Annotated in this window: 25 protein-coding genes and 1 tRNA gene; 11 read left to right on the top strand and 15 right to left on the bottom strand. The window is 63.6% G+C overall.

Annotation, left to right across the window (positions count from 1 at the left end; all coding sequences use genetic code 11):
- Positions 1-33 precede the first annotated feature (33 nt).
- Both rnd and AC07M9_RS10225 read right to left on the bottom strand, forming a co-directional pair.
- Entirely contained in the window at positions 34-1,263 is a 1,230-nt protein-coding gene (gene rnd / locus AC07M9_RS10230; RefSeq protein ID WP_494883486.1) for a ribonuclease D, read from the bottom strand.
- A gap of 66 nt (positions 1,264-1,329) precedes the next feature.
- A complete protein-coding gene (locus AC07M9_RS10225) occupies positions 1,330-1,662 on the bottom strand; it encodes a hypothetical protein (protein WP_494883484.1) in 333 nt (110 codons plus the stop codon).
- 280 nt (positions 1,663-1,942) lie between these two features.
- Here AC07M9_RS10225 and aspS point away from each other — a divergent pair, with 280 nt between their 5' ends.
- The 5 genes from aspS to mltG all read left to right on the top strand — a co-directional run bounded on the left by aspS (position 1,943) and on the right by mltG (position 7,070).
- Complete coding sequence (aspS, locus tag AC07M9_RS10220; RefSeq protein ID WP_494883916.1) at positions 1,943-3,766, top strand: aspartate--tRNA ligase; 1,824 nt, start codon at positions 1,943-1,945, stop codon at positions 3,764-3,766.
- 179 nt (positions 3,767-3,945) lie between these two features.
- A complete protein-coding gene (locus AC07M9_RS10215; RefSeq protein ID WP_494883482.1) occupies positions 3,946-4,365 on the top strand; it encodes a VOC family protein in 420 nt (139 codons plus the stop codon).
- Positions 4,366-4,450: 85 nt separating this feature from the next.
- Entirely contained in the window at positions 4,451-4,687 is a 237-nt protein-coding gene (locus AC07M9_RS10210; RefSeq protein ID WP_007679564.1) for an acyl carrier protein, read from the top strand.
- Between the two features lie 134 nt (positions 4,688-4,821).
- Positions 4,822-6,084: a beta-ketoacyl-ACP synthase II gene (fabF, locus tag AC07M9_RS10205; protein WP_494883480.1), complete on the top strand. Its 1,263-nt coding sequence runs from the start codon at positions 4,822-4,824 to the stop codon at positions 6,082-6,084.
- A gap of 11 nt (positions 6,085-6,095) precedes the next feature.
- The gene (mltG, locus tag AC07M9_RS10200; protein ID WP_494883478.1) at positions 6,096-7,070 is read left to right on the top strand and encodes an endolytic transglycosylase MltG; all 975 of its coding nucleotides are present in this window, start codon (positions 6,096-6,098) and stop codon (positions 7,068-7,070) included.
- Between the two features lie 4 nt (positions 7,071-7,074).
- Here mltG and AC07M9_RS10195 read toward each other — a convergent pair whose 3' ends face one another.
- Entirely contained in the window at positions 7,075-7,485 is a 411-nt protein-coding gene (locus tag AC07M9_RS10195; RefSeq protein ID WP_494883476.1) for a sugar transporter, read from the bottom strand.
- 98 nt (positions 7,486-7,583) lie between these two features.
- On the opposite strand from AC07M9_RS10195, the gene AC07M9_RS10190 reads away from it, so the two are divergent.
- The 3 genes from AC07M9_RS10190 (at position 7,584) to AC07M9_RS10180 (ending at position 8,844) form a co-directional block, all read left to right on the top strand.
- Positions 7,584-8,114, top strand: a complete 531-nt coding sequence (locus AC07M9_RS10190) for a peroxiredoxin (RefSeq protein ID WP_494883475.1) — start codon at positions 7,584-7,586, stop codon at positions 8,112-8,114.
- Positions 8,111-8,659, top strand: coding sequence for a 2'-5' RNA ligase family protein (locus AC07M9_RS10185; RefSeq protein WP_494883473.1), 549 nt, complete (start codon positions 8,111-8,113; stop codon positions 8,657-8,659). Before AC07M9_RS10190 ends, AC07M9_RS10185 begins: the two co-directional genes overlap by 4 nt.
- 108 nt (positions 8,660-8,767) lie before the next feature.
- Positions 8,768-8,844, top strand: a tRNA-Met gene (locus tag AC07M9_RS10180).
- An 81-nt stretch (positions 8,845-8,925) separates the two neighbouring features.
- Here the strand turns inward: AC07M9_RS10180 and AC07M9_RS10175 are convergent.
- The 9 genes from AC07M9_RS10175 to AC07M9_RS10135 all read right to left on the bottom strand — a co-directional run bounded on the left by AC07M9_RS10175 (position 8,926) and on the right by AC07M9_RS10135 (position 12,656).
- Entirely contained in the window at positions 8,926-9,834 is a 909-nt protein-coding gene (locus tag AC07M9_RS10175) for a tyrosine-type recombinase/integrase (RefSeq protein ID WP_494883472.1), read from the bottom strand.
- Positions 9,835-10,172: 338 nt separating this feature from the next.
- Positions 10,173-10,388 (bottom strand): hypothetical protein, encoded by a 216-nt coding sequence (locus AC07M9_RS10170; RefSeq protein ID WP_494883471.1) that lies wholly within the window; start codon positions 10,386-10,388, stop codon positions 10,173-10,175.
- A gap of 196 nt (positions 10,389-10,584) precedes the next feature.
- Positions 10,585-10,821 (bottom strand): DUF2312 domain-containing protein, encoded by a 237-nt coding sequence (locus tag AC07M9_RS10165; RefSeq protein WP_494883470.1) that lies wholly within the window; start codon positions 10,819-10,821, stop codon positions 10,585-10,587.
- A gap of 11 nt (positions 10,822-10,832) precedes the next feature.
- Positions 10,833-11,054, bottom strand: coding sequence for a hypothetical protein (locus AC07M9_RS10160; RefSeq protein ID WP_494883469.1), 222 nt, complete (start codon positions 11,052-11,054; stop codon positions 10,833-10,835).
- A gap of 4 nt (positions 11,055-11,058) precedes the next feature.
- Positions 11,059-11,265, bottom strand: coding sequence for a hypothetical protein (locus AC07M9_RS10155; protein ID WP_494883467.1), 207 nt, complete (start codon positions 11,263-11,265; stop codon positions 11,059-11,061).
- Positions 11,262-11,474, bottom strand: a complete 213-nt coding sequence (locus AC07M9_RS10150) for a hypothetical protein (protein WP_494883465.1) — start codon at positions 11,472-11,474, stop codon at positions 11,262-11,264. Before AC07M9_RS10150 ends, AC07M9_RS10155 begins: the two co-directional genes overlap by 4 nt.
- Positions 11,475-11,572: 98 nt before the next feature.
- Positions 11,573-11,878 carry an ogr/Delta-like zinc finger family protein gene (locus AC07M9_RS10145; RefSeq protein WP_494883463.1) on the bottom strand — a complete coding sequence of 102 codons (306 nt, stop codon included), beginning with the start codon at positions 11,876-11,878 and terminating at the stop codon, positions 11,573-11,575.
- Positions 11,878-12,369 (bottom strand): hypothetical protein, encoded by a 492-nt coding sequence (locus AC07M9_RS10140; RefSeq protein ID WP_494883462.1) that lies wholly within the window; start codon positions 12,367-12,369, stop codon positions 11,878-11,880. Before AC07M9_RS10140 ends, AC07M9_RS10145 begins: the two co-directional genes overlap by 1 nt.
- Entirely contained in the window at positions 12,366-12,656 is a 291-nt protein-coding gene (locus tag AC07M9_RS10135; protein ID WP_494883460.1) for a carph-isopro domain-containing protein, read from the bottom strand. The genes AC07M9_RS10140 and AC07M9_RS10135 overlap by 4 nt, the downstream gene beginning before the upstream one ends.
- A gap of 8 nt (positions 12,657-12,664) precedes the next feature.
- Here AC07M9_RS10135 and AC07M9_RS10130 point away from each other — a divergent pair, with 8 nt between their 5' ends.
- Both AC07M9_RS10130 and AC07M9_RS10125 read left to right on the top strand, forming a co-directional pair.
- Positions 12,665-13,276, top strand: coding sequence for an XRE family transcriptional regulator (locus AC07M9_RS10130; protein ID WP_494883458.1), 612 nt, complete (start codon positions 12,665-12,667; stop codon positions 13,274-13,276).
- 295 nt (positions 13,277-13,571) lie between these two features.
- Positions 13,572-14,765 (top strand): DUF2252 family protein, encoded by a 1,194-nt coding sequence (locus AC07M9_RS10125; RefSeq protein WP_494883457.1) that lies wholly within the window; start codon positions 13,572-13,574, stop codon positions 14,763-14,765.
- Between the two features lie 196 nt (positions 14,766-14,961).
- On the opposite strand, the gene AC07M9_RS10120 is transcribed toward AC07M9_RS10125, so the two are convergent.
- Positions 14,962-15,540 (bottom strand): lipid-binding SYLF domain-containing protein, encoded by a 579-nt coding sequence (locus tag AC07M9_RS10120; RefSeq protein WP_494883456.1) that lies wholly within the window; start codon positions 15,538-15,540, stop codon positions 14,962-14,964.
- A 316-nt stretch (positions 15,541-15,856) separates the two neighbouring features.
- Between AC07M9_RS10120 and AC07M9_RS10115 the strand changes: the two genes are divergently transcribed.
- Positions 15,857-17,410, top strand: coding sequence for an arylsulfatase (locus AC07M9_RS10115; RefSeq protein WP_494883455.1), 1,554 nt, complete (start codon positions 15,857-15,859; stop codon positions 17,408-17,410).
- A 300-nt stretch (positions 17,411-17,710) separates the two neighbouring features.
- Here AC07M9_RS10115 and AC07M9_RS10110 read toward each other — a convergent pair whose 3' ends face one another.
- Both AC07M9_RS10110 and AC07M9_RS10105 read right to left on the bottom strand, forming a co-directional pair.
- Entirely contained in the window at positions 17,711-19,081 is a 1,371-nt protein-coding gene (locus AC07M9_RS10110) for a DUF1254 domain-containing protein (RefSeq protein ID WP_494883454.1), read from the bottom strand.
- Positions 19,082-19,093: 12 nt separating this feature from the next.
- Positions 19,094-20,512 carry a DUF1254 domain-containing protein gene (locus tag AC07M9_RS10105; RefSeq protein WP_494883453.1) on the bottom strand — a complete coding sequence of 473 codons (1,419 nt, stop codon included), beginning with the start codon at positions 20,510-20,512 and terminating at the stop codon, positions 19,094-19,096.
- Positions 20,513-20,667: the final 155 nt, after the last annotated feature.

Raw genomic sequence — 20,667 nt, 5'->3', positions numbered from 1 at the left:
ACGTCGTCCCCGGTCGAGCCGGGGGCCGCGCTTTCAGTCTTCCTGGGTGCCTTCCACCTTTGCGTCGGCCTCAGCAGACGCAGCAGCTTTCGCGGCGTCGTCCACATGCGTCATCTTGAGCTTGCCGTTCTCCACCGCGAAGGCGAGCTTGCCTTCGACGAGATCGAGCGCGTCACGGCCGAAGACCTCGTAGCGCCAGCCTTCCAGCAGGCTGAGGTTCTTGCGCACGCCGGCGGCCAGAAGTTCCAGTTCCTCGCTGCGGGCGAGTAGTCGCGAGGCCGCGTCGATCTCACGCGCGCGAATCTTGAGCAGCAACTTGAGCAGGTCGGCGACGAGGGCGCCCTCCTTGCCAAGCGGGGCGCCGCGCGGGGCACGAGGGGGCAGTTCGTCGTCGGGCAAGGCTTCCGCCTTTTCCAGAACAGCCATCAGGCGGCGTCCGATTTCATTGTCCTTCCAGCCTTGCGAGAGGCCGCGCACCTTGGCGAGGTCGCCCTGCGTCTTGGGGGGGTGGCTGGCGATGTCGGCCAGCGTCTCGTCGCGGGCGATGCGGCCGCGCGGGATGTTCTTGCCCTGCGCTTCCATCTCGCGCCACTCGGAGATCGCCTTGAGGCGGCCGAGAACCTGCGGGTTGCGTCCCGGAGCCTTGATCCGCTTCCACGCCAGCTGCGGGTCGTTGCGGTAGTGCTCGGGGTCGGCCAGCTTCTCCATCTCCTGGTCCAACCACTCGCCGCGCCCGGTCTTGATGAGGCGCTTGAGCATCTTGGGGAAGATCTTGGAAAGATGGGTGACGTCGCCGATGGCGTATTCGATCTGGCGGTCGGTCAGGGGGCGGCGCGACCAGTCGGTGAAGCGGGCGCCCTTGTCGATCGTCAGGCCCTGCCACGATTCGACGAGGTTGGAATAGCCGATCTGCTCGGACTGGCTGATCGCCATCATCGCGATCTGGGTGTCGAAGATCGGGTGCGGGGTGCGGCCCGTGAAGTTGAACACGATCTCGACGTCCTGCCCGCCCGCGTGGAAGACCTTGAGGACGTCCTCGTTGTCGGTCAGCAGGTCCCACAAGGGCTTGAGGTCGAGGCCGGGTGCCAGCGGATCGACCGCGGCGGCTTCCTCCGTATTGGCGATCTGCACCAGGCAGAGCTCGGGCCAATAGGTGTTCTCGCGCATGAACTCGGTATCGACACTCACGAAATCGGATTTCGAGAGGCGATCGCACAAATCGGCGAGATCTTCGGTTTTCGTTATCAGCGGGTGAATTTTCATTGAAGCGAGGCGTTACGCCTAACATGCCGGGGGATCAACGCCCCGTGTCAGCCTTTTGTCGTATGTTTATGTCCTTCGTAGCAGCCGCTGGACGAGGGAAGGCTTCCGGTGCGTCTCCAGCTCGGCGATGCTTTCCTTTGTGACGAGGCGGCGGCGCAGCTGGGTGCCGGTGGTGTGGATGCCCGGTGGCGGAAGGTGCCAGGCTTCGGCATCGTCGCCCGGATCGCCTTCCGGATCGGCGAGCTGGCGCAGTTCCAGCATGGCACCGAACTCTTCCTCAGGTACGGCCGGCGCCACGATCGGCGCGTCCGCCCACTGCGCGAAGGGCGCGTCGGTGGTGCCGCGATGGCAGGTGGATGGCTCGAGAATTGCGTCCAGCTCGTCATGTGCCAGCATCATTTTTTCTCGCTTGTCTTGCGCGTCGACCCTTGTGGACCGGAATAGGCGGCAATGGTTTATGCGGGGTTACCGCAAGGCGTGCCGTGGGCGAAAAAGTGTTCAAGATGTGAAGGATTTGATTAAAATCGTGTCATCCGACGCGAAGGGTTGGGTGGTGGTCCTGCGGCCGCGCGGCCGAAACCGATCAAGGAAAACCAAACCACGTCTGGAAATCGCACCGTCGGTCGACTAGGGGCGCGGATATCCGATTTTCGTATTTGAAGAGCACGAACCCGCCATGATCCATCCCTATCGCTCCCACACCTGCGGCGCTCTCGGAGCGGCAGAGGTCGGCCAGACCGTCCGTCTCTCGGGCTGGGTCCATCGCAAGCGCGACCATGGCGGCGTCCTCTTCGTCGATCTGCGGGACCACTACGGCCTGACGCAGATCGTCGCCGACACCGACAGCGAGGCGTTCCCGCTGCTCGATTCGCTGCGCCTCGAAAGCGTCATCACCATCAAGGGCAACGTGAAGGCGCGCACCGCCGGCACCGCAAACCCCAACCTCGCCACCGGCGAGATCGAGGTCTACGCCCGCGCCGCTACCGTCATCTCCAAGGCCGAGGAATTGCCGATGCCGGTCGCCGGCGAGCAGGAGTACCCCGAGGACATCCGCCTCAAGTACCGCTTCCTCGACCTGCGCCGCGAGACGCTGCACGCCAACATCGTCAAGCGCACGAAGATCATCTCGGACATGCGCCGCAAGATGGAAGGCATCGGCTTCACCGAATATTCAACGCCGATCCTCACCGCCTCCAGCCCCGAAGGCGCGCGCGACTTCCTCGTGCCGAGCCGCATCCACCCCGGCAAGTTCTATGCGCTGCCGCAGGCGCCGCAGCAGTACAAGCAGCTGCTGATGGTCGCCGGCTTCGATCGTTACTTCCAGATCGCGCCCTGCTTCCGCGACGAGGATCCGCGCGCCGACCGCCTGCCGGGCGAATTCTACCAGCTCGACCTCGAGATGAGCTTCGTCACCCAGGAAGAAATCTGGGAGACCATGGAGCCCGTGCTGCAGAGCGTCTTCGCCGACTTCGCCGACGGCAAGCCGGTCACGCCCTCGGGCCAGTTCCGCCGCATCCCGCACGCGCAGTCGATGCTCGACTACGGTTCGGACAAGCCGGACCTGCGCAACCCGCTCATCATCAGAGACGTGAGCGAGCACTTCGTCGAATCGGGCTTCGGCATCTTCGCCGGCATCGTTGGCAACGGCGGCGTGATCCGCGCGATCCCGGCTCCGGGCGCAGGCGCAGGCAGCCGCAAGTTCTTCGACGAGATGAACAACTGGGCGCGGGGCGAGGGCTTCTCCGGCCTCGGCTACATCAACATCAAGGACGGCGCCCCCGGCGGCCCGATAGCCAAGAACCACGGCGAGGAAAAGACCGCTGCGCTGATCGCGGCGCTGGGCCTCGGCTCCAACGACGGCGTGTTCTTCGCCGCCGGCAAGGAAGAGCAGGCGGCCAAGCTCGCCGGTCTCGCCCGCACCCGCGTGGGCGAACAGCTGGGCCTGATCGACAAGGACCGCTTCGAGCTGTGCTGGATCGTCGACTTCCCGTTCTACGAGTGGGACGAGGACAACAAGAAGGTCGACTTCGCGCACAACCCGTTCTCGATGCCGCAGGGCGGCATGGAAGCGCTCGAAGGCCGGGACCCGCTGACGATCAAGGCGTTCCAGTACGACCTCGTCTGCAACGGCTTCGAGATCGCCTCGGGCTCGATCCGTAACCAGAGCCCCGAACTGATGGTGAAGGCGTTCGAGATGACCGGCCTGACCAAGGCGGACGTCGAGGAGCGCTTCGGCGGCCTCTACCGCGCCTTCCAGTACGGCGCCCCGCCGCACGGCGGCATGGCCGCCGGCGTCGACCGCATCGTGATGCTGCTCTGCGGGGCGCAGAATCTGCGCGAAATCTCGCTGTTCCCGATGAACCAGCGCGCCGAGGACCTGCTCATGGGCGCGCCGTCGCCCGCCGAGCACAAGCAGCTGCGCGAACTGCACATGCGCGTCGTCGAGCCGGTGAAGCCGAGCGCTCCGGCTGCCGGCAAGATCGTCGCGCCCGACGCGGGATAAGTAAGCACGTCGTTCCTGGCTCGGCCGGGGACCGAATCTCCCCGTCGTCCCCGCCTTTGCGGGGACGACGGGCTGTTGGCGCGTCGTCGCATTCGAACGCTTCGTCGCGGCGCGCATTGCGCCGGCGCGGGTGGCCTTCCAACTCGATGTCGCGGCCGGGCCATCGTGGGAGTGCGTTCATGCAGCAGCAGATTTCCGTCATCACCCTCGGCGTCGCCGATGTCGCCCGCTCCAAGGCCTTCTACCGCGAGGGCTTCGGCTGGGAGCCGGTATTCGAGCAGGACGACGTCGCGTTCTTCCAGATGAACGGGCTAATGCTCGGCCTGTGGGACAAGGCCCAGCTCGAAGGCGACATGCAGCGTCCCTGCCTCCCTCCCGGCAGCTTCGCGCTGGCGACCAACGTCGAAAGCGCCGGCGCGGTCGACGCGGCAATCGCACAACTCGTCGCAGCAGGGGCTGGGTTGCTGCGCGCCGCGGATGCACCGCCGCATGGCGGATATCGCGGCTACATCGCCGATCCCGATGGCAATGCTTGGGAAATCGCATGGAATCCCGCCTGGACCGTGGATAACGAGGGTCATGTGACCTTCGGACTGTGACCCAAGCCCCTTGCCAGCGCGCCGCCCGTTCATTAGGGCGGCTGACGAGATATCAATCCTCCGATTTTTGAAGGGGTCTTTACACATGAGCGATACCGCCGATCGGGTTAAGAAGATCGTCGTCGAGCACCTGGGCGTGGAAGCCGAGAAGGTTACCGAAGACGCCAGCTTCATCGACGATCTGGGCGCTGACTCGCTCGACATCGTCGAGCTGGTCATGGCCTTCGAGGAAGAATTCGGCGTCGAAATCCCCGACGACGCAGCCGAGAAGATCAGCACCGTCTCCGATGCCATCAAGTACATCGAAGAGAACAAGGGCTGATTGCGGCCTTGCAGCCCGAGTCCCCGCTCGTGAGGGGTGGGGCCGGGATGCAACACCGGATTGAAATCGACAGGCTCGACCTCTAAGGGGGCGGGCCTGTTGCCTTTTGGGCCGAAGGATTTTCGGAGAACATAATGCGTCGTGTTGTCGTAACCGGTCTTGGCCTCGTCACCCCCCTGGGCGGCGACGTGGAGACCACCTGGGCCAACATCCTAGCCGGCAAGTCCGGCGCCGGGCCGATCACGAAGTTCGATGCCTCGGACCAAAAGTGCCGCATCGCCGCCGAGGTGAAGCCCGCCGACCATGAATATGGCTTCGATGCCAACAAGCGCGTCGACCATAAGGTCCAGCGCCAGGTCGACCCGTTTATCGTCTTTGGCATTGATGCCGCCGGACAGGCGATCGAGGACGCGGGCCTTACCGACATGGACGTCGAAACCCGCTACATGGCGGGTTGCTCGATCGGTTCGGGCATCGGCGGCCTGCCGGGTATCGAGAGCGAATCGCTGGTGCTGGCCGAGAAGGGCCCGAGCCGCGTCTCGCCCCACTTCGTCCATGGCCGCCTCATCAACCTGATCTCGGGCCAGGTCTCGATCAAGTACGGCCTCATGGGTCCGAACCACGCGGTCGTCACCGCGTGCTCGACCGGCGCGCACTCGATCGGCGACGCTGCACGCATGATCAAGGACGGCGACGCCGACATCATGCTGGCCGGCGGTTCGGAAAGCACCATCTGCCCGATCGGTATCGCCGGCTTCGCGCAGGCCCGTGCGCTTTCGACCAACTTCAACGACCAGCCCGAGAAGGCCAGCCGCCCCTACGACAGGGACCGCGACGGCTTCCTGATGGGTGAGGGCGCGGGCGTCGTCGTGCTCGAGGAATACGAGCACGCCAAGGCGCGCGGCGCGAAGATCTACGCCGAAGTCATCGGCTACGGTCTCTCAGGCGACGCCTACCACGTCACCGCGCCGCATCCGGAAGGTTCGGGCGCGTTCCGGTCGATGGCGATGGCGCTGCGCAAGGCCGGCCTCGAGCCCAAGGACATCGACTACATCAACGCCCACGGCACCTCGACCCCGCTGGGCGACGAACTGGAACTGGGCGCGGTGCGCCGCCTGTTCGGCGATGCCATCGACGGCGTCTCGATGAGCTCGACCAAGTCGGCGATCGGCCACCTGCTCGGCGGCGCCGGCGCGGTGGAGGCGATTTTCTGCATCCTCGCCCTGCGCGACCAGATCGTCCCCCCGACGCTCAACCTCGACAACCCGAGCGACAGTTGCGTGGGCGTCGACCTCGTGCCGCACGTCGCCAAGAAGCGTGAAGTGCGCGCCGTGCTCAACAACAGCTTCGGCTTCGGCGGGACCAACGCCAGCCTGGTGCTGCGCAAGGTCGATTGAGGCAAAATCCGATGATGTCGCGGCGTGGATGCGTTCTGGTAGCGGTCCTTGCCGTGGCCATCATCGGCGGCCTGTGGGCCTTCCTCGGCGGCTGGTACGGTTCCGGTCCGCTCGAGAAGGATGCCCACTTCCTCGTGCCCAACGGCGCAAGCCTGGCCGCCGTGGCCGAGCGACTGGAGAACAAGGGCGTGATCCGCTCTGCCTCCGGGTTCACTCTTCGGGCCCGCGTGTTCGGCGGCGGTAGCGGCATCAAGGCGGGCGAGTTCGCGATCCCCGCCCACGCCAGCGCCTCTCGCGTCATGGCGATCATTTCCAGCGACGACTTCGTGCGCCGGCTCGTCACCGTTCCCGAGGGGATGCCCTCGATCATGGTGTACGAACGTCTCAGGGCGCAGACAGCGCTCACCGGCGACGTGACCTCACCGGCCGAGGGCTCGGTGCTGCCCGACAGCTACCCCATCGAAAGCGGCGAATCGCGCGAGGCGGTGCTGCGCCGGATGCAGGCGGCGATGAGCCGCACGCTGAAGGAACTGTGGGCGGGGCGCGCCCCGAACCTCGTGGTGAAGACGCCTGAGCAGGCGGTGATCCTCGCTTCCATCGTCGAGAAGGAAACGGGCAAGCCTTCCGAACGCCGCATGGTCGCCGGGCTCTATTCGAACCGCCTGCGGACAGGGATGCTGCTTCAGGCTGACCCGACGATCATCTACCCGATCACGAAGGGCAAGCGGCTGGGCCGCCGCATCCTCCAGTCCGAGATCCAGGCGGTCAACGACTACAATACCTACACGATGGTCGGCCTGCCAAAGCATCCGATCACCAACCCGGGCCGCGAATCGATCGCGGCGGTGCTGAACCCGGCGAAGACCGACGCGCTCTACATGGTCGCGGACGGCACCGGGGGCCACGCCTTCGCGGGCACCCTGGCCGAGCACAACCGCAACGTCGCCAAGTGGTTCGCCATCCGCCGCCAGCGCGGAGAACTCTGAGCGTTCAGCGTAGCGTCCCGTCCGCGGCCTTCGTACGGGCGTAGAGCAGCGAGACGAGGGTGATCGCGAAGATCACGGCCGGGAAGATCACGGTCGACGAGCCCTTCGCGGCGATCAGTCCGTAGCTCAGGAACGTCCAGGCGAACTGCACCATCACTCCTGCAAGCGAGAGTGCGAAGAACACCCAGGCTATCCTGCGCCGTGTCAACAGCAGCACAGCACCCGCCGTGCCGACCCATACGGCCACCGCATAGCCGGCCCAGGCCCATGGCGGCATCGCGCGGAAGGCATCGGCGGTGACCGGGTCGGTCTTGGCGAGGGCATCCAGATCGGCCGTCGCCTGCATGACATAGGCCGCGTCGCCCAGCAGGTTCCATAACAGGATCGCGACAGCGATGATCCAGAACTTGCGCATGATGGCATCCCTCGCCCCGTTCGTCCCACAGCGTTGAACTTTGCCGTGCCTCGGGCATTCTGGCAATCAGGACCCATTCCACGCCGACCGGAGGCCTCATGATCGACCGCCAGATACCCGACGTCACCCTGAAGACCCGTGTTCGCGATGACGCACTGGGCGGCGATAATCCGTTCAAGTGGCGGGACTTCAGCGTGCGCGAAGAGTTTGCCGGCAAGAAGGTCGTCATCTTTTCGCTTCCCGGCGCCTTCACGCCGACCTGCAGCAACGAGCAGTGCCCGGCCTTCGAGCGCCTCTATGATGATTTCCGCGCTGCCGGTGCGGACGAGATCTACTGCCTCTCGGTCAACGATGCCTTCGTCATGTATCAGTGGGGCAGGCATCTCGGGCTGTCGAAGGTTCGGCTGCTGCCGGACGGATCAGGCAACTTCACGCGCCGTATGGGCATGCTGATCGACAAGGACCATCTTGGCTTCGGCCTGCGATCCTGGCGCTATGCTATGATCGTCGATGACAACACCATCTCGGGCTGGTTCGAGGAGCCGGGCATCAACGACGTGGGATCGGACGAGGATCCTTACGGCGAATCGGCTCCCGAGCGCGTGCTGGAAGCCCTGCGCGTGGCGTGAGTTCGCCTGCTTCCGACCGGATTGCGACCGGGCCCCGCAATCCGCGCGCGCCATTGCTCGTCACCGCGGAACTTCCCGAGGACGTGCTCGCCTGGGTAGACGGGTTGCGCCGGGCGCATTACCCGCCTGAGCGCAACCGCCTGCGTGCGCACGTCACACTCTTCCATGCGCTGCCGCCGTCGGTGGAGGCGGAACTTCTGGGCGTGCTCGCAGACCTGGCCAGGGCGCCGCCGCCCCCTGCCCGCATCTGCGGGCTGATGAAGCTGGGCAACGGCACCGCGATCGCCATAGAAAGCCCGCGGATGGTCGATCTCCATGGCGCCATCGCCGAGCGCATGCACGGCCTGCTGACGCAGCAGGATGCGCAGCCGCTGCGTCTTCACGTCACCATCCAGAACAAGGTGACAAGCCAGGCCGCGCGGTCGCTCCAGGTGGAACTGGGCCCGCAGTTGCAGCCCACATCGTTCCGCTTTCGGGGGTTCGGTCTCTACGGCTGGGAGGAGGGCCTGTGGCGCCCGCTCCGGGTGGTTTCTTTTCGCGGTTGAGCCATGCTTTTGGGTGTTGACCGATGGCCACCTCGTGCCTAAAGGACGCGGCCTGCACCGCAGCATCGGTGCACCAGATCGAGCCGCCCCACCCGGCGGCCTTGGTATGGCGGAGTAGCTCAGCTGGTTAGAGCAGCGGAATCATAATCCGCGTGTCGGGGGTTCGAGTCCCTCCTCCGCTACCAATTCCCAAGATATTGATTTTCAATGATTTTCTGTAGAAAATGTATCGCTCGTTGGCGGACGCCATCGGGGCGGTTGGGCGATTAGTTGGGCGGAATTGCTCTTTCTTCGAGCTTGCGGATGGCCGCCTGACCCAGTGCCGGGTCGCGGTGCATGTAGTGGGTGTCGAGGATGCTCCCGACTTCCTTGAGGCTGTGGCCGGTGATCGCGGCGATCTCCGGAACCGTGGCGCCGGCGACGGCCAGGCGCGTGACGGCGGTGCCGCGCAGGTCGTGGAAGGTCAGGCCCGTCACACCCGATTTGATGCAGGCTTTGCGCCACGAGGCGCGGAAGCCCGATTCGGTCCAGGCTGTGCCGCGTTCGGTCGCAAGGATGGTCGCGGGCAAGGGCTTGCCTTCGGCCGCCAGGTTCTTCTTCAGGGCTTCCAAGGCGGTGCGGAGGGGCGCGCCGACCGGGATCGCTACCGCGACGCCCGTTTTGCGCTGGCGCAACCTGATCGTCGTGCCGTCGAACGCGGCCCAAGTCAGCCGCAGCAGGTCACCTTGCCGCTGGCCGGTCCAGAGAGCGAGCGTGAGCGCCAGACGAAGATGGGCGGGCGCCTTCGCATGGAATGCTGCCTCGTCCGCGTCGGTCCACACATTTTCCGTCCGCGCCGCGCGGTAGAGGCGGCCGGGGCGTTCGCAGGGGTTAACGGTGATCAGACCACGGTTCAGCGCCCACGACAGAGTGCGGGCGAGCACGGCGAAGGCATAGTCGGCCTGCCGGCGCGACTTTATCGCCAAGCGTTCACGCCATGCGAGAAACTCGCCCCGGGTGCGGCGATCTTCGAAGGCCTCGATCGGGAAATCGCCGAATTCGGCTTCGATCAGCTTCAGGAGCCGGCGGTAGTCCTTGCGGGTGCGCTCTGCGAGGTCGGCGAACTCGGTCGATTCCTCGAACCTGTCGAGTAGCGAGATCAGCAAGTCCGTGCGCGGTTCGCGCTTTGCGGTCACGGCACGGTTGTAGCTTGCTACGAATTCCGGCGAGCCGGGCGTGCCGTCGAGGCGGGGGCCGCCCTTCCAGGCGTAGTAGTATGTAACGGACTTGCCGGACGCGAGTTTCTTCGTGATCCGGTTGATGCCCTTAAGGCGCACTCGCATGACGCTTCTGTTTCCAATTATCGAATGGGGAGGCAGGCGCTAAGGGCGCTGCCGAAGTCAGGACGCGGATGGTGCCGTCCGGTGCGATCTCGACCCCGGCAACGGGTTGCTGCGCGGCGCGGAACGCCTTGAGAGCGCGAACCACATCGGCTTGGCGGAAGGCTGCGGGTGTTCTGGGCACAGGACTTCCTTCAAGTCGCAGGCCGACCCGCAGCGCAATTGATGCGGTTGCGGGTACGAAGTTCGCGCTGGCGGTCTGCCCGCAGGCTGACGCCGGACGTGATCTGGTTAAAGCGGCGGGCGTTGATGAGTTGATGGGCGTAGAGCGTTTCGGCGCACAGGCGCAGGCGCTCTTCCACTGTCTGCCCGGTCCAGTCGTTGGCGGGCTCGAGGTAGAGGAACCTCATCGGCTGTCTCCTTTGACACTGGCCAGGGCGTGGGCGACGATGAAGGGGATCGCGATCAAAGCGGCGACCAAAAACAGTGCGCGCGTGGCGGCGCGGACCGCGAAGGCAAACCGGCGATCGTGGCAGGTGCGGGGCGAGCATCGCCGGCAATTGCATCCGATCGGGTGGACGGCGTGGGCGGATCGGCGGCGCATGGTCAGTCGATCCCCAGCGCGGACTTGTAGGTGTCCAGCAGCAGGTCCATTTCGCGGCGATCGTCGGGCTTCATCTTACGGATGCGGACGATCTGGCGCATGATCTTGACGTCGTAACCGACCGCCTTGCCCTCGTTGTAGACGTCGCGGATATCGTCGCTGACGCCCTTCTTTTCCTCTTCCATGCGCTCAATGCGCTCGATGAGGAGGCGCAGGCGGTCGTCAGTGGTTTCGGCCATTTCCAGTTCCTTCAGAGCATCAGCAGTTGAGGATCGGGGTTGTTCGCGATCCAATCGGTGCGGGCGGCGACGGCGCGTTCATACGCGGCATCGGCGGCGGCGTTTTCGGCCTGTGCGCCGGTCAGTTTTTCAGCGGCGCGCGCCTTGCGCCGTTCGCAGCATCGCACCAGTTCCTCGATCTTGCGGAGGTCGGGCGGGCCGGCGAAGAGGTTGGCAAAACGAAAATCCGTCATGGCGTCAGCCGCCCTGGTGCAGGCGGATCGCGACCTGCGCGGTCAGGCACACGGCGCCAAGCGCAGCGGCCGTGCCGAGCAGTACGGGCAGGGCGATACGCTGGGCCGCGGAGGCAAGGCGTGACAGGCGGCGCTGCATCGCATCCAGTTCGAGCGCCTCGGCCGCTTCGAACTGCGCATACATCGCGCCAAGATCGAACGGGGCGCTCACTGGATGGCGGCCTTGGGAAGATCGATCGCGCAATCGGGGCAGTAGACGAAGACATCACCGCCCACGATTTCGGCCGCCCAGTTCTTCGGCAGCGCGGGAGTGCGGCTGTGGTGGGGCGTTTCGCAGGCCGTGCAGATGAAAGTGATTGCCGGCTGCAAGGCGCGCGCCGGCGGCGGTGTGCGGCGCTTGGTCTGGCTGGATGGGCGCATGTCGGTGCTCCGGTGAAAGGCAAGGGGAGGGCGTTCCCGGAAGCGAGCCGGGTTCGAAGGCATCAGGATCAGAAAGTCAGTTCGGCGCGGCGGTCAGTTCAGGTGACGGTCGCGCTTGATTCAGGTTCGCTGGGAGGACCATCATCATTGGCTGCGCGATCGTTCGCGGCTTCGCGCCACGTCGTCATCGGCAGCTTGTGGAGGGGAGCCGGGAACCGGCTTTGCTTGGTGGTTCGTATCGCCGTCATTTCCACCACAAAGACATGGCCGCACGCATCCGGGTTGCGGCATGCGTAGTAGAGTTCGCGAAACAGCAGACTTTTCTTCCCAACCGTCTGGGCAAATGCGCGGCCCCCGCAGGCCGGGCAGTTGACGTGCGGGAGCTGCACCCGTGGACCGGACATTACTTCATCACCCCGATATCTCCGCGACCGACCCCATTGCCGGGCGCAAGTGCTTTCAGACGACCGATGAGGCGCGCGACTATCGCGTCTGCCTCTTCGGTCTCAAGGATGGCGGCCAGGATCATCGCGGGCGAGGCGCCCGGCGCGAGGGCCTGAATGCAGCGGCAGACAGCATCGCCTGCTTCACGGGAAAACAGAGCGATGTCTTCAGCAAGGGCGACGCGGCAGGCATTTGCATCCGCCATGGCGACTTCCATCTGCCGGGCGAAGCTGTCCGAAATCGGCGCGTAGCCACCACCGGCGGCGAAGTATGCGCGGTCAAGGGCAAGGGCCTGTTCGAGCGTCGGCGTTCCGCGATTTTCGCTCTCGCTCCAATGTTGCACGGTGCGCTCCGCGCGGCCGGTAATCCGCGCGGCTGCTTTCCAACCGATCAGGTCACCCACCGTTGTGATCGCCATGGAGAAAGAGACGGGGTCGCGTGGCTTTGTCATGCCGCGTCCTTCCGTTGCGCTTTTGCCGCACGATCGCAAACGACGGAGGTGGGCTTGGCCGTTATGGTGGTTGCGACATCGGAAGGGCTACCAAGGGGGAAAACGACATTTTCAGCGGTGATCGGCAAGCCGAGAGATTGACCGGTAGCGAGCACAAAAGGCTGCTTTTCAGCCGGGATTCGTCCGACCTGTTTCCATCGCATGACTGTGCTCGGGTTCTCACCGATTGCGCGGGCGAGAGGGCGGATCCCACCGAACAGATCGAAGATGGAGAAGGGCTGGTTCATGACCATGCATGTTCACTATTTATGAACATCGGTCAACACCTAAAATGTCCATTAAGTGTGCAGAATTTCTGTACACTTACCGTATGACTTCCGCAGCGTCTCGTCTCAAACAGCTTCGCCTCAGCGCCGTACCGTCGATCTCCATGCGGAAAACCGCTGAGCGGTTAGGCATGGGTCATACTTCGTACGGACTGTATGAAAATCCCAACCTGTACAAAAAGCGGCATCTTCCGCTGGAATTGGCCCGTCGGATCGCGGCAGTGTTTGCGGACCATGGCATCGACCCTGCCGATGTAATGGTACTAGCTGGCCTCACCGATGAAGAGGCGGAGCCCGAAGCGCGAGCGGTAGAAGCTGCCCGGCCGGCAGTGCAGTTTGTGGCACTCCAAGTCGCGCTTCCTAGTGAAGCCGCGCTGCGGGAGATGTTCGCGAAACTGCTGGTCCTTGTCCCGGAGGAAGCGTCCAGGGACGAGACCGCAGAAATTCTTGCTCGATGGTTGCCATCTGGCTTTGCAGGGATCGGACCCTACCTGCCCGATCCGGGTGCGGCCGCGTTGCCATCAGCCGCCGTTCCTCTTCGATCTGGCGCCATAGACGATCACGAATCGCCACGACCGTAGCGCATCCCACGCTGCAGTCCGGGCACGCAAAATCGCACCCTGGCGTCAATCGCATCACGTCCCCACCCACTTCTGCCGGCCTTTCCTGTTCTTGATTCGTTCTCGTTCTGGCGATGTTTGTTCCTGTAGGAAATAGGAAATTTCCTACGGCACACGCATTTTGCGATGGACAGCCGGATTTTCGCTGAACTGGCCCGTTCGAACATTCTGAACGGAGTTTTGGGCAACGCTTCGTCACAAAACTCGATGGCGAGCGTTACCCCGGTGATTGCCCTCCGAGGACACCCGCTGCCTTATGCCGATACCCATTCCCGCCGATCGCGCTCAGACACTGGATGCCACCCGCACGCTGAAGATGGCGAGATCGGCGCACGCATATGTTCGCGGAAATACGGCAAAGTTTTACGAGTGGCTGGCCGCATCACCAGCGGCGCACCGCGTGCCGGAGGGGCCGGCGGTGTGGATCTGCGGAGATTGCCATCTTGGCAACCTTGGGCCGATCGCGAGCGGTGACGGGCGTATCGCCGTGCAAATACGCGATCTTGATCAGGCGGTCATCGGCAACCCCGCTCATGATCTGATCCGCTTGGGCCTCTCGCTCGCGACGGCGGCGCGCGGCTCCGATCTTCCCGGCGTCACCACTGCGCGGATGATGGAGGAAATGGTCGAGGGCTACGCCGCTGCCATGAGCGACCCAAGGGATGGTGATCCAGGCGACGAGCCGGATGCCGTTCGCAGTGTCCGCCGTAAGGCATGGGCGCGCCAGTGGCGCCATCTTGCCCGCGAACGGCTTGATGACGACAGCCCCAAGATTCCGCTGGGACGTAAATTCTGGCCGCTGGCAAAGGACGAGAGCAAAGCTTTGCGCCGCCTGTTCGAGCGGCCGGAAGTGACCGAGCGCATCCTTGCTTTCGAGAAGCACGACGAAGACCGCTCTGTGCGGATGGTCGACGGCGCCTATTGGCTGAAGGGCTGTAGTTCGCTCGGGCTGCTGCGATATGCCGTGTTGATAGAAATCAGGAACGACAAAGGGCGTCCGGCCTACGCGCTGGTCGATATCAAGGAGGCGGTCGATCCGATTGCGCCGGCCTATCCCAAAGCGACCATGCCGACGGATAACGCACACCGGGTGCTCCAGGCGGCCCGCGCCTTATCCCCGCATCTGGGTGAACGGATGATCCCGGTGGAGATGATGGGCAAATCGCTTTTCATCCGCGAACTCGCGCCTCAGGACCTCAAGCTGGAAATTGATCAGTTCAGCGAAAAGCAGGCCGCAAAGGCTGCTCGATATCTCGCGTTCGTCGTGGGGAAAGCACATGCGCGGCAGATGGATCAGGCGACCCGCCAGGAATGGGGGCGGCATCTGGACGCAGATCGTCGGTCCGCGATCGATGCGCCATCGTGGCTATGGGAAAGCGTGGTGTCGTTGGCCGGCCGCCATGAAAGCGGCTATCTGGAACATTGCCGTGTCTATGCGCTTGCCGCTTGAGGATGGGGGCGTTCCCGATCGCGAGGTAGCGCCCGGATTGGCTTGGCGGAAATTGGCCGGTAGCGGAACGGCGGCTCACCGGCTCAGATCGGCAAATAGCCGCCCGTCGCCTCCGGCGTGGCGCATCGCCGCCAAAGGAGATTTCTAGCCGGTCGGCAGACGCCCAAAAGCGGTCAAGTATTCTGACTGGGACGGATCACGGGTCCGGGTGAATTTCCTTGGTCCTGCTGCCCTTGAGACTAACGCCGCCCATCAGGCCCTTCTGGCCGAATGCGAACGCGTAGACCGCCTTGTCGAGGCTCGACATGTCGAGCGTTGCGGCGGCGCCTTTGTCGACCATCACCACGCCCGAATCCGATCCGACATCCCAGCTCTTGCTGGCGGTCGCTTCCGCCACCTTTGCATCCGTCATGAAGAACAGCGCATAGCCGAGCGATTGGCCGCCCGCCTGCAGCCCCACCGACGCGCTCGAAATGTTGAAATACTTCTGCGCCTTGTCGTTCACCAGCAGAACGCCGTCGCCGGACGCCCCGGCGATTACCAGGCCGCCCTTGATGATCTTGGGGAACACCATGATGCCCTTCGCCCGCTGGCCGATGATCTTGGCTTTCGGATTGGCGGCGTAGAGTTCGGTCAGGGCCGCGCGTGATTTCGATTCCAGTTCGGCTGCTGACGAACCCGCGAAGGCCGCAGTCGGCAGCCCGGTCGCAAGCACCGCTATCCCGATGGCGCATACCGCCGACCGGCGGGTGAGGTGTCGAATACCTGTAGTCATCGTCCATCCTTTCGAGCTTGCACTCTGAGTCCGGCCCACACGTCGTCCCCGTACGCCCCTCGCGGACTCGATCGGGCACTGGACTTTGATCCTCCATTCCTTCCCCGAACCATCGGGGATAACCCCGAGCGAGCCAAGAATATGCGCTTTGGCGCCGTGTCTTATCCTGTGTTTCCGCGTGACTATGATCCTCGCGCCGCAGGATGGGAGCGCCTCCAGCGTAGGAAAACCCTCCACTCGCCCTAGGGATTGTCCCGATACCTCGCGGATCGACCGGGGGCGTAATGAAGCCCTGATTGATACCAGGAGAGATTCAATGCCTGACGGAAAACCGAACATCCTCGTGATTTGGGGAGACGACATCGGGATGTGGAACGTGGGCGCCTACACCCATGGCATGATGGGGCGAACGCCCAACATCGACAGCATCGCCAAGGACGGCTGCATCTTTACGGACCATTACGGGCAACCCAGCTGCACGGCGGGCCGCGCCGCATTCATCACCGGGCAGATGCCAGTAAGGACCGGGATGACGACAATCGGCATCCCCGGCTCGACGCGTGGAATCCAGAAGGAAGACCCCACGCTGGCCGAGGTCCTGAAGCACCAAGGCTACGCCACTGCGCAGTTCGGCAAGAATCATCTGGGCGACCGCAACGAGTTCCTGCCCACGGCGCACGGCTTCGACGAGTGGTTCGGCAACCTCTATCATCTCAATGCCGAGGAAGAGCCCGAGGAACTGGACTATCCGGGTCAGAAGGACCCTGAATATACCAAGAAGTTCGGCCCGCGCGGCGTCCTCCATGCCTGGGCGACGGACGTGGACGATCCGACCGACGACGGCATCTTCGGCGTGCGCGGGAAGCAGAAGATCGAGAACACCGGAATGCTGACGCGCGAGCGCATGGTCACCTTCGACAGCGAGGTACTCGACCATACGCTGGACTGGCTCGATCGCGTCGGGAAGGGAGACAAGCCCTTCTTCTGCTGGTTCAACACCACCGCCATCCACATCTTCTCGCACCCGCAGAAGGCGTACCTACAGAAGGCTGTCGATGAAGGCCGCGCGGAGGAGGACGTCGTCCGGGCCAAGATGCTGGAGCATGACGAACATGTCGGCCAGTTGCTCGCCAAGCTGAAGGAACTGGGCATCGAGGACGATACGATCGTGATGTACTCGACCGACAACGGCAACGAACTCATGCTCTGGCCGGACGGCGGCTACGCGCCTTTCCGGGGGGAGAAGGGCACGACGTGGGAAGGCGGCGTGCGGGTGCCCTGCCTGATCAAGTGGCCCGGACAGATACCGGCAGGCTCCGCATCCAATGGCCTGCAGAACCATGAAGACGTCTACGTTACCTTGGCCGCTGCCGCTGGCGCGACCGACGTCAAGGAGAAGCTGCTGGACGGCCACGAGTTGAACGGTGTGACCTACAAGGTCCATCTCGATGGCTTCAACCAACTCGACATGTGGACTGGCAAATCCGAAAAGTCCGCCCGCAAGGCGCATTACTACTACGACGAGACGGACTTGATGGCGATCCGGGTGAATAACTGGAAGATGCACATCGGCATCAAGAAGGACAACAGCTGGTTCAACTCTAAATCCTACCCGAGTATTCCCTACATCTTCAACCTGCGTATGGACCCCTTGGAAAAGATGGACCCGGAGAGCGAGGAGTGGGGCTACATCGGGCGCAAGTTCTTCGCGTCGAAGCTCTGGGCTCCCAATGCGGGCGCTCCCTTCGTGGGGGCGCACTTGGACAGCCTCAAGCGTTACCCGCCGCGCCAGGCTGCGGATACACTGTCCATGCACAAGGCACTCGAAAGCGCGATGGAGAAGCTCTCGAACCCGAACGCCAGCCAGTAAGCGAATAACATTCCGTCGCCCCGGTCGCTGTGCACTTCCACAGCGACCGGGGCTAATGTGCCCCACTGGAAGCGTCCGCTTCCACCCCCGGTAGGCGACCGTCCGGTTTGGAGCCCGGTTGCGGGAATAGCTGACTCTTGCCTACGGTCGGCTGTCAACAATCCCGTCATTCGGCGATTGAGGCTGAATGTCTGCTCCTCGCGCGAGCTGACCTCACCCCCGCGATCGGTCAAACTGCAATGCGCCTGGTCGAAACGGATACCCAAAAAGCAAAGCTCGGAAGCGTTGCCCCCGTGTGCCCTAGACGCGTTCAATGTCGGGCAGCACCCAGCTTTTGTCGAAGAACGGCTTTTCGGGGCCGTAGATGCGGAACAGCACCTCGAAGGCTCGTCCCGTCGGCACCCAATTGCCGTCCTTGCCATCGGGCGGCGTGGGCGCGAACCAGATGTCCGTCGAACCGTCTTCGTTGACGGTCAGCCCGGGGCTGTTCGACGCGCGGCTCGAGCGCGGAGCGCCGAGGATCAGCGCATGCGTTTCGCGGTCATAGGCAGTGAACGACCAATAGAGTTTTGAGGGAGCATCAGGCGGTACGCGCAGCCGATAAGAGGCGCTACCATCGAGCGCGTCGCCCACAGCGTCGCAGATCGTCATCAGATAGTATTGGCCGGCTCCGATATGCTTCGCGCTGAAATAAGCCATCGAATAGGTGACTGCCCGGCCATCGGTCGGATAGGCGTCGGGGGCCTCGAAGAAATTGGGCATGCCCTCAGCGACTTCAAGCACCGCGGGCAGCGCCCAATGCCCGCTGAAAGGCGGATCGAAGACGCTCTTGTAGCGGATGTCGAGAAAGGCGTGCGCCTCATCCGCCGCCCGGTCGAACTGCGCATTGGTCGCCGCATCGGGTTCGAAGGGCTTGCCCTTGTGGATGCCGATTGAGCGCAGTGGGTCGATCATCGCCTTGTCACGGGTGAGCCAAGGCTCGTACTCGACCATGCGCGCCAGTGAAGCGAAGAAGCGGGCGTTATAAGGGATGGTCCCGTCGAAGCGTACGCCGGTCATGTCGACCAGCCGGGTCTGCGGATTCTGACCGGCCTCCGAGAGCGGATAGAAGCCGATTTTCTTGCCATAAACCACTGCGGTAGCGACGTCGGCGTCGCTGCCGCTCTGAACGTTCGAGCGCAGGATGACGAACCCTTGGTACGTATCGCAGGGAACCGGAATATAGCCTTTTGGGATCGGGTCGGTGTGGCCCGGCGGGAGGATCAGGTATTTGCCACCCGCGCCCTTGTCTAGGCCGGCGGGACCGACATCCTCGAGCGCGTTCTGCCAGCAATCGTCTATGCTGCCGGTGATCGAGCCGCCCTCTGCCGCCGGGATTTCGAGCACCATTGGGCCGACCTCCTTCGTGTCGAAGAAGGGGTTAAAATAGATGGTGTCGGGATTGGGAGTGAGCGTCTGGTTGCTGCTGTCGAGCAGCCGCGACCAATAAGGCACTTGGTTGGGTCCGCCGCCAGCGGCGATAAACGACTGTAGCATCCGATCGAAATTGACCGCAGGCATGCCCCAGATCACCGCCTCGACGGCGCGGCGATACAAAGCGCGTTCGTGGAGCTCTTCAGGGGTGAATGCCGTGGGCGCGGCCGGCCGTTCTAGCTCGTCCTGATCGGGCATCGACTTGTCCTCTTATCCGTCGACACGCTCGAAATCGGGGAGCGGCCACGAGGCGTCAAAATAGCGCTGGGTGGGATTGTAGAGCCTGAAATACGCGAACCATGCCTTGCCGGGCACGGTCGGGATCCAATTCTGTTCTAATCCCTCGGGAGGCACAGGACCGCAGAAAATGTCGATTGAATCATCGCGATTCATGCGCAGGTCCATCCGCGACGAACGGTCGGCGATCTGCTGCGGATTGTCGATCAGACAGCGGGTATCGACATCGTACACCGTCACCGACCAGAACAGATCAGCTGGCGCGTCGGGCGGCACGCGCAGAAGATAGGTGTTGCCACCGTCAAGCCACGCGCCTTTGCTGTCGCGATAGGCGCCGAGATAGGCCGAGGAAGCCTTTCCCGGCCGCTTGGGCGACATGTCCCCCGCCGCCGTTACTGCCTCGTAGAACCAAGAGGCGCGCTCATCGAGCCGGCCCCAATATTCGTCTGGGTCGTCGGCATCGAGGTTGAGCGCATGATCCCAGTGGGTGTCCGGGCGATAGAGGCTGGAGAAGCGGCGATCGGCGGTGTTCGCCTTGGCCATGGCCTCGCCGACCAGCACGCCTTCGGTGAGCAGCCTGGTTTGCCGTTCATCGGGTACAAAATTCTTGCCCTTCTCAATCCCAAGCGGCTTGAGCATCTCAAGGAAAAAATGGTCGCGCTCGGCCGCCGGCTCGCGATTAATCACCGTGGCGAGCAGCTTCCAATAGTCCATTCCGCGCGGCGGCATGCCACTCCACGCGCGATCGCCGGCATGGTCGATGTCGGTCACGGGCGGATTAGCGCGTTGCCCATAAGGATAGAAGCGGACCTTCTCCAGCACCCTTTGCGCTTCCGCCGGATCGGTGACGGTAATGCGCGTCCCGAACAGCGCGTTGGTCGTGGGCGATCGGAGGACCGTATAGCCATCAGCGTCCGTGGGTTGCTGCTGCCCTGGCCCCAGCAGCAGATAGCGGCCGCCCGCAGTGCTGCCCGGCAGGGCGCGCTGCCAGAAATCAGTCAGCCCGCCCCGCACGCCCTGCTCGGGCAATTCGAGCACGAACGGCCCGGCCGCCGCCAGATCCACAAAGGCGAGATAATATGGCGTGGTCGCATTGGCGGTCAGAATACCGCGCTTATCGGTATAGCTGAGATAGGCGACGATCTGACCATTCGCGGCGCCGAGCTGCTCGGTCTGCGCGTGTTGCCACGCCGCGAAGGAAACGATCGGCAGCGACCAGATATAGGCTTGGCAGGCGCGTTGGAAATCACGCTCGTCGAACAGTTTCTCTAGCGTCTCCGCTGCGGGATAGCCGTTGGCGAAATCATGCGTGAATTGCAGTGCGCCAATGCGCGAATCCACGCTTTCGAACGTTGTTGCACTAAGTGGTTGAAGCACGTGGTTGTCGGACATCGGAACCTCCGTAGGGTCGCCAGACTAACCTTCGCAAGGGCCAAGATAATGCGGATTAACCCCCAGTTGCGGGGCAGATATACCTTATACCCCGCCTCTTGGCGTGCACGACAGTCGCCGCAAACGTCTGCTCCGGGTGAAGCTGTCGCTTATTG

The organism is Novosphingobium sp. GW821-FHT09E05 (assembly GCF_059416165.1).
Note: the sequence above shows the minus strand (reverse complement) of the source record. Positions and strands in the feature narration are given on the sequence as shown.